Here is a 12,814-nt window from a genome sequence, read left to right on the forward strand (position 1 = left end):
CTATGACCTTCGGTGACGCGCCGCCGGCCCCCGCCGCCTTCAGCCGGGCGGCCGAGAGCCTGCGCGCGGCCGAGGTCAGGCCGGAGATCGAGCTGGAGGACCTGCCCGCCCCGCAGCGGCTGGCGCCGTATTCCGCGGCCATCGGCGCGTCGGTCTACCGCGAGGACGAGGAACTGGCGGTCGGCAGGCTTATCCTGCTGTACGACCCCGACGGGCAGCGCGGGTGGGAGGGGCAGTTCCGCCTGGTCGCCTACGTCAGGGCCGACATGGAGCCGGAGATCACCTCCGATCCGCTGCTGGGGCCCGTGGTGTGGAGCTGGCTGACCGAGGCGCTCGACGCCCACGCGGCGGGCTACCACGCGGCGGGCGGCACGGTGACCCGCGCGGTCTCCGAGGGTTTCGGCGACAAGGCCGACGCCCCCGTCTCCACGGAGCTGGAGCTGCGGGCGTCGTGGTCGCCCGCCGAGGAGGAGCTCTCCGGCCACGTCGCCGCCTGGTGCGATCTGATGTGCCTGGCGGCCGGCATTCCACCGCTACCACCTGACGTGGCCACGATGCCGCGCCGACGCGAAGATCCGGAGTCCACCAGGCCGTGACCGAACGTAGTGAGGGCACCAGCAGGCGCAGCGAGCAGCCTCCCGAGGCCGCAGGAGGAGACCTCCTGAGCCAGGACAACACCGTCGTCCCCCTTCTCGAGCCGCGGGAGGGCATCCCGCCCGTCATCGGCTCGGAGGAGGAGCTGGCCAGGGCGGTGGAGGAGTTCGCCAAGGGCAGCGGCCCCGTGGCGGTCGACGCCGAGCGCGCCTCGGGCTACCGCTACGGCGGCCGGGCCTACCTGGTGCAGCTGCGCCGGGCGGGTGCGGGCAGCGCGCTGATCGACCCGATCGCCTGTCCCGACCTGTCGAAGCTCGACGCGGCGGTGGCCGACGCGGAGATCGTGCTGCACGCCGCCTCGCAGGACCTGCCGTGCCTGACCGAGGTCGGGTTCAGGCCGCGGCGGATGTTCGACACAGAGCTGGCGGGGCGGCTGCTCGGCTACGAGCGGGTGGGTCTCGGCACGATGGTCGAGACCGTGCTGGGGCTGCGCCTGGAGAAGGGCCACTCGGCGGCAGACTGGTCGACCAGGCCGCTGCCGGAAGACTGGCTGCGCTACGCGGCGCTCGACGTCGAGGTGCTGGTCGAGCTGCGTGACGTGCTCCACGGCCAGCTCGTCGACAGCGGCAAGCTGGCGTGGGCCGAGGAGGAGTTCGCCGCGGTGCTGGCCACCCCGCCGCCGGCGCCGCGTTCCGACCCGTGGCGGCGCACCTCCGGCATCCACAAGGTGCGCAACGTCAGGGCGCTGGCGATCGTGCGCGAGCTGTGGACCATGCGCGACCGTATCGCCCGTGAGGGTGACATCGCCCCGGGCAGGGTGCTGCCCGACGCGGCCATCGTCACCGCGGCGCTGGAGATGCCGCGCACCAAGAAGGCGCTGACCGACATCACCGCCTTCACCGGCCGGGCCGCCCGCCGCCACATGAGCGACTGGCTCGACGCGGTCCACCGCGCCCGCGCGCTGTCCGATTCGGAGCTGCCGTCGCCCAGCATGCCGGGCGACGGCCCGCCGCCCGCCAACCGCTGGCCCGACCGCGACCCCGCGGCCGCCAAGCGGCTGGCCGCGGCCCGCTCGGTGGTGGCCGCCCTGGCCGACGAGCACCGCATGCCGACGGAGAACCTCCTGCAGCCCGACGCGGTGCGCCGGCTCACCTGGGAGCCGCCGGAGGAGATCAGCGAGCAGGCGGTCGCCGAGCGGCTGCGCTCGCTGGGCGCCCGCGAGTGGCAGGTCGTGCTCGTCTCCCGCCCGCTGGCCAAGGCGCTCGACCGCCTGGCGACCAAGGGCGCCGTGTAAGCCTGGCGACCAAGGTCGCCGTCTGAGCACCTGGCCACCAAGGGCGCCGTGCAAGGCGCCTGACGACAAGGACGCGTGCAAGCCGCTTGACGGCCCGGCTCCGGCCGCCGTACGGTCATCTGGAAAGCGCTTTCCCTGAGGAGAGGTCACATGAGCGTGCGCACGATCAGTGTCGCGATGAACGGCGTCACCGGCCGGATGGGCTACCGCCAGCACCTGGTGCGGTCGGTCCTGGCCATCAACGAGCAGGGCGGCGTGACCCTCTCCGACGGCGGCAGGGTCGTGCTGCGGCCGATCCTGGTGGGCCGCAACGAGGCCAAGCTCGCCGACCTGGCCGCCCGGCACGGCATCGCCGACCACACCACCGACCTCGACGCCGCCCTCCGGGAGGCCGACGTCTACTTCGACGCCCAGGTCACGCAGGCCCGGGTCAAGTCGGTGCTGAAGGCGATCGAGGCGGGCAAGCACATCTACGCCGAGAAGCCCACCGCCGAGTCCTACGCGGAGGCGGTGGCGCTCGCCGAGGCGGCCGCCGCCAAGGGCGTGAAGAACGGGGTCGTGCAGGACAAGCTGTTCCTGCCGGGCCTGCTCAAGCTGAAGCGGCTGATCGACGGCGGGTTCTTCGGCCGCATCCTGTCGGTGCGCGGCGAGTTCGGCTACTGGGTCTTCGAGGGCGACTGGCAGAGCGCCCAGCGGCCCTCCTGGAACTACCGCGCCCAGGACGGCGGCGGCATCATCCTGGACATGTTCCCGCACTGGAACTACGTGCTGGAGAACCTGTTCGGCACGGTCGAGTCGGTCTACGCCAGAGCGGCCACGCACATCCCGACCCGGGTGGACGAGCGGGGCGAGCCGTACGAGGCGACGGCCGACGACGCGGCCTACGCCGTCTTCGAGCTGGCCGGCGGCGTCATCGCGCAGATCAACTCCTCCTGGACGGTCCGCGTCAACCGCGACGAACTGGTGGAGTTCCAGGTGGACGGCACGCACGGCAGCGCCGTCGCGGGCCTGCGCAACTGCCGCGTCCAGAGCCGCGCCACCACCCCGAAGCCGGTCTGGAATCCCGACCTGCCCGTCACGGCGCGCTTCCGCGACGACTGGCAGGAGGTGCCCGACAACGCCGACTTCGACAACGGCTTCAAGATCCAGTGGGAGCTGTTCGTCCGGCACGTCGTGGAGGACGCGCCCTTCCCCTACGACTTCGCCTCCGGCGCCCGCGGCGTACGGCTGGCCGAGCTCGGGCTGCGCAGCTCGGCCGAGGGCCGCAGGATGGCGGTGGCGGAGCTGTGAGGATCGACCTGCCCGGCGGGAGCCACACGCTGAGCGATCCCGTCACCTGGCCGGCCGTCGACGGGCCCGCCACGAGCCGCGTCGTCTACGCGGCCGCCCACGTGGTCGCCGACCCGCTGGGCGACAACACCCCTGGCTCCCCCGCGGCGGTCGACTGGGAGGCCACGCTGCGCTTCCGGCACCACCTGTGGTCGCACGGCCTGCGCGTCGCCGACGCCATGGACACCGCCCAGCGCAACATGGGCCTGGACTGGGCGGCCACCCGGGAGCTGATCAGGCGCAGCGCCGCCGAGGCCGCCACCGTCGGGGACCCGGCCGAGCTGGTGGCCTGCGGCGCCGGCACCGACCACGCGCCCGCCGCGGCCACCCTGGACGAGGTCGTCGCCGCCTACACCGAGCAGATCGAGACCGTCCAGGCCGCGGGCGCGCGCGTGATCGTGATGGCCTCGCGCCAGCTCGCCCGCCTCGCCACCGGGCCCGCCGACTACCACCGGGTGTACGGCAAGCTGTTCGGCGTGGCCGACCGGCCGGTGATCCTCCACTGGCTGGGCGAGATGTTCGACCCGCAGCTGGCCGGGTACTGGGGCGCGCGCGACGTCGCCGGGGCCACCGCGTCCTTCCTCGAGCTGGTCCACGCGCACGCCGCGATGGTCGACGGGGTCAAGGTGTCGCTGCTGGACGAGGCGCACGAGGTGGCGCTGCGCGCCGCGCTGCCGCCCGGCGTCAAGCTCTACACCGGCGACGACTTCAACTACCCGTCGCTGATCAGGACCGGTTCCCACGCGCTGCTGGGCATCTTCGACGCGATCGCGCCCGCGGCGGCCGCCGCGCTGCAGGTGCTCGACGCCGCCGAGGCCGCCTGCACCGACGAGGCCCGCGACCGGCTGCTGGCGCACTACGACGAGATCCTCGCCCCGACCGTCCCGCTGTCGCGCAAGATCTTCGAGACGCCGACGTACCACTACAAGACCGGCATCGTCTTCCTGGCCTGGCTCAACGGCCACCAGGACGCCTTCACCATGGTCAACGGCGCCCAGGCGGCCAGGTCGCTGCCGCACCTGTGCGAGGTGTTCAGGCTGGCCGACCGGGCGGGGCTGCTGGCCGACCAGGAGCTCGCCGTACGGCGGATGCGGGCCCTGCTGGCGGTGAACGGGCTGTGAAGCTCTCTCTCAACCAGTGGACCACCAGGCGGTGGACGGTGGCCGAGGCCGTCGACGGGTGCGTACGGCACGGCGTCGAGGCCATCGGGCTGTGGCGGCAGGAGGTGGCGGCGCAGGGGCTGGCCGAGACGGTCAAGCGGGTCACCGACGCCGGGCTCCGCGTCTCGTCGCTGTGCAGGGGCGGCTTCCTGACCAGCGGCTCGCCGGAATCCCTCGACGACAACCGGCGGGCCGTCGACGAGGCCGCCGAGCTGGGCGCGGCCTGCCTGGTGATGGTCGTCGGCGGCCTGCCCGGCGTCCCCGCCGGCCGGCCGCCCGCCGAGGGGTTCTCCCGGGACCTGGCGGGGGCGCGGCAGCGGGTGGCCGAGGCGCTGTCCGTGCTGGCCCCCTACGCGGGCGAGCGGGGGGTGCGGCTGGCGCTGGAGCCGCTGCACCCGATGTACTGCGCGGACCGGGCGGTGCTGTCCACGCTGGGCCAGGCGCTCGACCTGGCCGAGCCGTACCCGGTGGAGCAGGTGGGGGTGGTGGTCGACACCTTCCACGTGTGGTGGGACCCGGCGGTCTTCGAGCAGATCGCGCGGGCGGGGTCGCGGATCGCCTCCTACCAGGTGTGCGACTTCCTGCAGCCGTTGCCCGCCGACGTGCTGCTCGGCAGGGCGATGATGGGCGACGGGGTGATCGACTTCGCGCCGCTCACCCGGGCGGTGCGGGCGGCCGGCTACACGGGGGACGTGGAGGTGGAGATCTTCAACGCCGACGTCTGGGCGGCCGACCCCGACACGGTGGTGTCCACGATGAAGGAGCGCTTCGCCTCCGTCGTCCTCGCGCCCTGATCGACGGTGGGCACCCTCCCTGACCGGAGGCGGAGGTCCGCCGCGTCCGGGGAGACCGCGGACAGCGGGGATGCCGGGAACGCCCGGGAGCCTGGGGAGGCCGGGGAGGCCGGGGTCAGTCGATCGAGATGACGCCCGCCGAGCCGTCCACGGTGATCGTCTGCCCGGTGACGATCCGGTGGGTTGCCTCGGCCACGCCCACCACCGCGGGGATCCCGTACTCCCTGGCCACGACCGCGCCGTGCGACATCGAGCCGCCCATCTCCATGACCAGCCCGCCCGCCGTCAGGAACAGCGGCGTCCACCCCGGGTCGGTGGAGGGGGCGACCAGGATCTCGCCGGGCTCCAGGTGCGCGCCGACCGGGTCGAGCACCACCCTGGCGGGCCCGGTGACCGTGCCTGCCGAGGCGGGGGTGCCGGTCAGCGCGCCCTCCTCGGCGACCGCCGGTACGGCAAGCGCCTCCGGCTCGGTGCCGTCGGACAGCAGCATCCTGGGCACGTGGCGGCGGCGCACCTCCTGCTCGTAGGCGGCCCGCCGCTCGGCCACCAGCGCGGCCCGTGACCCGCCGGACAGCGCCTGGCGGACCTCGCGGAAGTCGAGGAAGTAGATGTCGTCGGCGGCCTCGAGCACGCCCTTGGCCACCAGTTCCTCCCCCACCACGCGCATGCTGCGCCGTACCGTGGCCAGGACCTCGACCATGTAGTACTTCGGCAGCTCGCGCAGGCCGCCGAACATCCTGGTCCGGCGCAGCCCGGCCGCCGCCAGCCGGCCCCGCAGCCGGCCCTTGGCCGCCGCCATGGACACGATGGCGCGCACGGCGCGCTCGGCCTCCTCCGCTCCCCTGGCGAACATCTCGTCGGGCGCGAGGCCACCGTCCTCGAGCCGGAGATAGTTGGCCAGCACGCCGAGGATGTGCGCCGGCTCGTCGGACCAGCGGGGCATGCCGAGGTCGATCTCGGCGACGCCGCGCTGGCCGTAGCGGGCCAGGAAGCGTTCGATCGGCCGCTGCGCCTTCAGCTCACCGCGCGCGAAGCGGGCCGCCAGCTCGCCGACCGGCAGGGTCCGGAACGGCGCGGCCGCCTCGGGATCGGCGCCGATGCCCGTGGCCAGCCGCCACAGCTCCAGGTCCATCTCGGTGGTCGGGTTGTGCGGCAGGCTGCGCAGGACGGCCTGCAGCTGGTCGCCCTTCGCGCCGGAGAGCCTGCCCGCCAGGCCGAACCCCGCGTAACCCAGGAGCGCCACCGGCATGATCGAGAAGATCATCGGGAACGTGCCGCGCAGGCAGCGCTCGGCGTGGTCGAGCCGCTGCTCGGCGGTGGCGCCGGGGTCGACGCGCAGGCGCGCCTCCAGCGCCTTGCCGAGCCGCCTGGTGTAGGCGAGCGCCGCCTCGGGCCTGGCCAGCGCCAGCGCCACCCGCCGGTGCGCGCCGACGCGCCTGGCCACCCGCAGCGCCGCACGGACGAACGGGAGCGGGGAGGTGGTGGTCACCGACAGCCGCGGATCCTCGGCGACCTGGGCGAAGACCACCCCCGCGCGGGCCTCGCCGAACGCCAGCGCCCTGGGCAGGACGGCCCGCCCCATCCTGCTGCGCACGGCGGCGGTGATGTCGAGGAACATCCGCTGTCCCGCTTCGGCCGCGATCGGCGCCCCGGCCAGCGGGTCGGCGGGCGGGAAGCCCGCCATGGCGGTGGCTCCCCCGCTGATCAGCCTGAACGCGGCCATGCCCATCGGCGTGAAGGGGCGCATCACGCCCTGCGCGACGTTGACGGAGAAGTAGACCCGCAGGCCCTGCCTGGTGGTGGCGGGCAGCGGGTACAGCGTGGTGATGGGCCTGGCCTGGGTGAGCCAGAGGGCGCCGGTGGCGTCGATCGCCCACTCGGTGTCCTGCGGCGCCCCGTAGTGGTCCTCCACCCTGCGCCCGAGCGCGGCCAGGTCGCGCACCTGCCGGTCGGTGAGACACGCCTCCCGCGTGCCGTCCAGGTCGGCGCGCTCGGTGCCGCCGCCGGGCAGCGGGCGGATCGACACCCGCTTGTCGCCGATCCCGCGCTCGGTGATCCGGCCGCCTGCCATGTCGACGACGAACCTGTCGGGGTTGACCGCGCCCGACACCACCGCCTCGCCCAGGCCGGGGGCCGCGTCGATGACCGCCTCGTGGCGGCGGCCCGTCACCGGGTTGGCCGTGAACATCACGCCGGCCACCTCGGCGGCGACCATCCGCTGCAGCACCACCGCGAGCCGGACGGCCGCGTGGTCGATCCCGTTGGCCGCCCGGTAGGCCACCGCCCGGTCCGTCCACAGCGAGGCCCAGCAGCGGCGGACCGCGTCGCGCACCGCCTCGGGGCCCACGACGTTGAGGTAGGTGTCCTGCTGGCCGGCGAAGCTGGCGTACGGCAGGTCCTCGGCCGTCGCCGACGACCGCACGGCCACGGGCACCCGGTCGCCGAGGCGCGCGTAGGAGTCGTCGACCGCCTCGCGCACCTCCTCGGGAACCGGCGCCTCGAGGAGCAGCGCCCTGGCCCTGCCCGCCAGCTCGGCGAGCCGGGCGGCGTCGGCGGGCTCGGTGGTGGCCAGCTCGGCGATGACGTCCTTCAGCGCGGTGCCCTCCGCGACCCGGTGGTAGGCCTCGGTGGTCAGGCAGCAGCCGGGCGGCACGGGGAGACCAGCGGCGGTCATCTCGCCCAGGTTGGCGGCCTTACCGCCGACCTGGGCCAGCATGCCCGCGTCGATGTCCGCGAACGGGAGGGCGAGTGGTTCGCGTGCGGTCTTCATCCGGTGTTCCCCTTGCGGTCGGCTGTACTTCTCATCCCTGTTTGCCAGCAGTGTGCATCGCGGAGAGCGGCGAGGGAATGCCTTTCTGTGAAAAAATTCATCAAGTGATGAACTTCTCTCTCGGCCGGCTACCTGGGACGGCGAGCCAGAACGTTCCGGACGTCAGGCGAGCCCGAGGTCACCCAGGGTGTACGGCAGGCGAGCCCGAGGCGTTGTGGCGCGTACGTCAGGCGAGCCCGAGGTCTTCCGGGAGGTACGGCAGGCCGGCCCGAGGCGTTCCAGGGCGTACGGCAGGCGGGACCGGCCGCTGGGCACTGGGATCCCGGCAGCGTCGGACGACGCCAGCACGCGACCGGCCTGCGGATGGCGATGACTGGGCGGGCGACGACGAGCGATCGGCGGAGAGCAGCCGACCGGAGCAGCCGGCCCAGGCGCGGCCGACCGGGGCGGCTAACCGGGGCGCGGCCAACCGGGACACGGCCAACCGGGACACGGCCAACCAGGGCGCGGCCAACGGCAAGCGGGCTGGCGGGCGAGTGGCCGGAGAGGGGCGGCCGGCGGTGGGCGGTCGGCGGGTGCCGGATCCGGTGGCGGTGGGCGTCGGGGTCGGTCTTGCGCCGCGCACCGGACCCCTGGCGCGGCCGCCCTGAGGCGTTCGACGCGGTCCGGCGCCAGAGCGGTCGAGCCGACGGGGACCACAGGCGTGAGGGAGCGCGGGAGGAGGCGAGGAACGGCCCGAGGGTCGAGGGGCCGCGAGTCGCGGACGGCTATGCATGGAGAACGGGACCGCAGGCGCGGCCGGGCCAGGGAAAGCGGCCGGGCCAGGGAAAGCAGGGGCCGAAGGAGACGGCCGGGCCCGCGGAAAGGAGTGGACAGGATGGGCGAGGGCCGACCGGGGCGATGGAGACGACGGGAGTCGCGGGCGGGAGACACGTCAGGGCAGCCCCGGTGGGAGATACGACAGGGCGGCCCCCGCTGGTGGGAGAACGCGACGAGGTGGCCCTGTGGGTGGAGACGCGACAGGGCGGCCCCCGCCGGTGGGAGACGCGCCGGGGTGGCCCTGTGGGTGGGAGACACGACGTGGTGGCCCCCCGGTGGGAGATGCCTGGGAGCGAGGACGGACGGGGTCAGGGGAGGGGGTGGCCGTCGAGGTTCCAGACGGGGTCGACGGGGATGCCGAGGCGCGACAGGACCGTCGGGGCGATGTCGACCAGGCGGGGGGCGCGCACCGGCCGCGTCGGGCGGTCGAGCTCGGACAGGACCACGAAGGTGGTGCGCTCCTCGTCGGAGACGCCGCCGTGCCCGCCGGAGTCGACGTGCCCGTGGTCGGTGGTGACGATCACGGTCCACCGTTCGCCCGGGTAGCTCGCGCGGCTCCTGACCGCGGCGAGCAGCCGGCCGAGGAAGGCGTCCTGCAGCAGCAGGGCGTCGGTGTACTCCTGGCACAGCGGCCCGAGGTCGTGGGCGACCTCGTCGGTGTCGCCGAAGTAGACGAAGGCCAGGTCGGGGTCCTGCGCCGCCAGGTGCCGGGCGGCCGCGTCGGCGACGCGGGCGTCGCAGGCGGCGAAGGTGTCGGCGTAGCCGTCGAGCGCGATCCGCACGTCGATGGCCTCGCCGAACGCGCCGTGCTCGGCGAGCGCGGCCCACGAGAAGATCGCGTAGGTGGACAGGTCGGGGCGGGCTGCCTTCGCCCGCGTGAGGAAGTCCGGATATTTCGTGAAGTTGGCGGCGGCGAAGCTGTTGTCCACCACGCCGTGCTTGTCGGGCCACACGCCCGTCGCGATCGACGACCAGCCGGGCCCGGAGTCCGTCCTGGCCGTGACGCCCGCCCGGCTGCCGGGCACCACCTCGCCCGGCGACCCGGTGCGCGGCGCGACGGCCTCGCCGTACGGGAGCAGGGCGGTGCCGTGGGTTCCCGCGGCCATCAGCCCGAGCAGCACCGGCGGCCTGGCGGCCGGCACGCGGTCGAACCTGAGCCCGTCCATCCCGACGACGAGCACCTTGGCCGTCGGCGTCACGCCGCGGCCGGGGCGGAGAAGCGGCGCACCCAGTCGGCCGCGCCGGGCAGGACGTCCTGCACCGGGGCGACCTGCGGGTACCAGGTGCGCTCCCACTCCAGCGAGACCCACCCGTCGTAGCCGTGCGCGCGCAGCAGCTCACCGGCCGCGTCGAGCGGCACCGCGCCCGACCACAGCGGGACGGGGGTGGTGTCGGTCGCGGACACGGCGTCCTTCACCTGGACGTAGGCCAGGTACGGCGCCAGCGCCCCGAGCGTCTCCTCAAGGGGTTCGCCGTGGCGCCAGGGATGCAGCAGGTCCCACAGCGCGACCGCGGCGTCGGGCCGTCCCGTGGCCGACAGCAGCGCGGCGACGGCGGCGCCGGTCGGCATCTTGTCGTGAGTCTCGACGAACACGCGCACGCCGAGCGCGGCGGCGGTGTCGGCGACGGCCCGCAGGCGGCGGGCGCCGACGGCGGGGTCGTCGCCGCGCGGGAAGACCCGCACGCCCGGCGCGCCCAGGTCGGCGGCGAGCCGGAGGTCGGCCAGCAGGTCGCCGACGACGATGTCGTCGGCGGGTGCGGGATCACAGATGCCGACATATCCCGCCAGGGCGGCGATGGACAGGCCCGCGTCGGCGATCTTCTCGCGCGCCGCGGCACGATCGGCGGGGGGGAGCCCCGCGTGCACGCCCGTGTCGGGGTGCAGCCGCAGCTCCAGCCCTTGACAGCCGCCCGCGGCGGCGACCGCGATCGCCGACTCCAGGCCCTCTCCCGGCATTCCCAGCGTGCTGACCGCCAGCTTCACTCGTGCCTCCGTACGCTCTGTCTGAGAACCACCTCGCCGGCGACCCGCTCCACGCGGGTCCGCTCGCCGGCCTCCAGCGCCAGGGTCAGCGCCTTCGCCCCCATGTCGGCCAGCGGCAGCCGTACCGTGGTCAGGGCGGGGACGTGGTCGCGAAGGGTCGTGATGTCGTCGAACCCGGCCACCGACACGTCGTCGGGCACCCGGATCCCGCGCTCGCGGTAGGAGGCGAGCGCGCCGACCGCCATCACGTCGTTGACGGCGAACACGCACGTGGCGTCGCCGGTCTCGCGCGCGGCCGCGTGGCCGCCGTCGCGGTCGAAGGCGCCGTGGATCACCAGGGGCGCGGGCAGACCGAGGGCGGCCAGTGCGTCGGTGAAGCCCGCGCACCTGTCGGCGGCCGTCAGCAGCCCGGCGGGCCCGGCCAGGACGGCGAAGCGGCTGTGGCCGAGCGCCGCCAGCGAACGGGCCAGGTCGGCGGCGCCCTCCCGGTTGGCGGGCGCGACGGTGTCGACCTCGAGCAGGTCCTGGCCGACGCAGGCCACCCTGCCGCCGCCGGCGCGGTAGCGGGCGACCTCCTCGCGCAGCCGCCGGGTGACATGGGGGTCGTCGACCCGCGAGCCGGCCAGCAGCACCGCCCGCACCCGCTGGGCGTTCAGCGAGGCGACGTAGGCGATCTCCTGTTCCGGGTCGCGGTGCGTGGCACCGACCATGACCAGCAGTCCCTGGTCGGCGGCCACCCGCATGGCGCCGTCGGCCAGCGCGGCGAAGTAGGGGTCGGTGAGGTCGTGCACGACGATGCCGATGACGTTGCTCGCGCCGCGCGCCAGTGTCTGGGCCGCCAGGTTGGGGCGGTAGCCCAGCTCGACCGCGGCCCGCTCGACCTTCGCGCGCAGGGAGGCGCCGACCTGGCGGGTGCTGCCGTTCAGCACGCGCGAGGCGGTGGCGAGGGAGACGCCCGCCTGCTTGGCGACGTCCTCGAGCGTGACCATGACCCCTCCCGGAAAGCGATTTCCAGTCTGTCAGACCGGCGGCCTTCGCGCGATGGTACGGCAACGACGCCGCGGCCGCCCTCCCAGGGGAAGGCGGCCGCGGTCGAGGGGTCCTAGCCGAACAGCCAGTCCAGGAGCCCGCCGGAACGCCTGTCGTCCGAGGGCGGCTGCTGGACGGGCGCGGGCGCCTCCGTGGCGGGAGCGGGCGCCTCGGTGCCGGTCGCCGGCGGGGCCTGGGTGGTCGGCTCGGCGGTCGGCTCGGTGGCCGGCTCGTTCTTGTTCGTCCGCTCCTTGACGGTCTCGTCGTTGAGCGTGCGGACCGGCCTGGAGCTGGGCTTGGTGGTGGGGGTGCCGAGACGGGTGGCCGTGGGCCTGGGCGTCTGCGGCGCCTTGCTCTGCCGTACGCGCGTGGGCGGCTCGGGGGTGGCGCTGACCGTCGCGGACGACTCGGGCGTCTGCGAGGGGTCGGTGACCGGCTCGACGGCGGGCTCGCTCGACGCCGGCTCCTCGACCGGCGACACGGTGACGGCGGGGGCCACCGAGCGGCTGGAGGCGCAGGACCCGCCCGCGCACGCCTCGCCGCCGGAGCCGATCAGCATCCAGCCGCCGGCCGCGCCGACCACCACGACGGCCGCGGCCCCCGCCAGCAGGAGCCTGGTACGCCTGCGCACCTCCCGCTCGGGCGCCTCCCCGTCCTCGGTCCAGCCGGAGCCGAGGAAGCCGCGGGGGGACGACTCGCCCGCGGAGTCGAAGCCCTGGTCGAGGGGGAGGTACTGGGCCTCGGTCTCGGGCACCTCCATCGCGACCACGGGGGGCGCGTCCAGGACGGTCACCAGGGGCACCTCATCCGCCTCCGCGGCGGGAGCGGGAGCGGGAGCGGGGGCGGGGGCCGGCGCAGCGGCAGGCGCGGGAGCGGGGGGCTTGTCCTCCGCGACGACGGCGGGCTGCTCGTCGGTGTCAGCCGACTCGGGGGTCCAGCGGTCCGACAGCACGTCACCGGTCAAGTCAGGGCTGTCGTTCTCGTCGCGCGCCACGGTGGAACCTCTCTAGTGCTTACGTGATCGCGCACCTTCCTAACAGA

Annotated in this window: 10 protein-coding genes; 5 read left to right on the forward strand and 5 right to left on the reverse strand. The window is 74.6% G+C overall.

The features are described 5' to 3' along the window. The first annotated feature begins 2 nt into the window (after positions 1–2). The 5 genes from ACWEVS_RS17400 (at position 3) to ACWEVS_RS17420 (ending at position 5,171) form a co-directional block, all read left to right on the forward strand. Positions 3–596, forward strand: coding sequence for a DUF3000 domain-containing protein (locus ACWEVS_RS17400; RefSeq protein WP_354904375.1), 594 nt, complete (start codon positions 3–5; stop codon positions 594–596). A gap of 65 nt (positions 597–661) precedes the next feature. Next, positions 662–1,888, forward strand: a complete 1,227-nt coding sequence (locus ACWEVS_RS17405; protein WP_449924929.1) for an HRDC domain-containing protein — start codon at positions 662–664, stop codon at positions 1,886–1,888. Between the two features lie 150 nt (positions 1,889–2,038). Beyond that, the gene (locus tag ACWEVS_RS17410) at positions 2,039–3,178 is read left to right on the forward strand and encodes a Gfo/Idh/MocA family protein (protein ID WP_354904378.1); all 1,140 of its coding nucleotides are present in this window, start codon (positions 2,039–2,041) and stop codon (positions 3,176–3,178) included. After that, entirely contained in the window at positions 3,175–4,338 is a 1,164-nt protein-coding gene (locus tag ACWEVS_RS17415) for a dihydrodipicolinate synthase family protein (RefSeq protein WP_449924313.1), read from the forward strand. Before ACWEVS_RS17410 ends, ACWEVS_RS17415 begins: the two co-directional genes overlap by 4 nt. Continuing rightward, a complete protein-coding gene (locus tag ACWEVS_RS17420) occupies positions 4,335–5,171 on the forward strand; it encodes a sugar phosphate isomerase/epimerase family protein (protein WP_354904379.1) in 837 nt (278 codons plus the stop codon). The genes ACWEVS_RS17415 and ACWEVS_RS17420 overlap by 4 nt, the downstream gene beginning before the upstream one ends. 115 nt (positions 5,172–5,286) lie before the next feature. Here the strand turns inward: ACWEVS_RS17420 and ACWEVS_RS17425 are convergent, their stop codons facing one another. From ACWEVS_RS17425 to ACWEVS_RS17445, 5 genes are all read right to left on the reverse strand, one after another. Further along, positions 5,287–7,941: a PEP/pyruvate-binding domain-containing protein gene (locus ACWEVS_RS17425; RefSeq protein ID WP_452552285.1), complete on the reverse strand. Its 2,655-nt coding sequence runs from the start codon at positions 7,939–7,941 to the stop codon at positions 5,287–5,289. A 1,127-nt stretch (positions 7,942–9,068) separates the two neighbouring features. Continuing rightward, positions 9,069–9,959 carry an alkaline phosphatase family protein gene (locus tag ACWEVS_RS17430; protein ID WP_452552287.1) on the reverse strand — a complete coding sequence of 297 codons (891 nt, stop codon included), beginning with the start codon at positions 9,957–9,959 and terminating at the stop codon, positions 9,069–9,071. Continuing rightward, positions 9,956–10,744, reverse strand: a complete 789-nt coding sequence (locus ACWEVS_RS17435) for a sugar phosphate isomerase/epimerase family protein (RefSeq protein WP_452552289.1) — start codon at positions 10,742–10,744, stop codon at positions 9,956–9,958. The genes ACWEVS_RS17430 and ACWEVS_RS17435 overlap by 4 nt, the downstream gene beginning before the upstream one ends. Continuing rightward, on the reverse strand, positions 10,741–11,733 hold the full coding sequence (locus ACWEVS_RS17440; protein WP_452414181.1) for a LacI family DNA-binding transcriptional regulator: 993 nt from the start codon (positions 11,731–11,733) through the stop codon (positions 10,741–10,743). The genes ACWEVS_RS17435 and ACWEVS_RS17440 overlap by 4 nt, the downstream gene beginning before the upstream one ends. Positions 11,734–11,846: 113 nt before the next feature. Further along, positions 11,847–12,767 carry a hypothetical protein gene (locus ACWEVS_RS17445; protein WP_452552291.1) on the reverse strand — a complete coding sequence of 307 codons (921 nt, stop codon included), beginning with the start codon at positions 12,765–12,767 and terminating at the stop codon, positions 11,847–11,849. Positions 12,768–12,814 lie beyond the last annotated feature (47 nt).

It is taken from the genome of Nonomuraea sp. NPDC003754 (assembly GCF_053605785.1).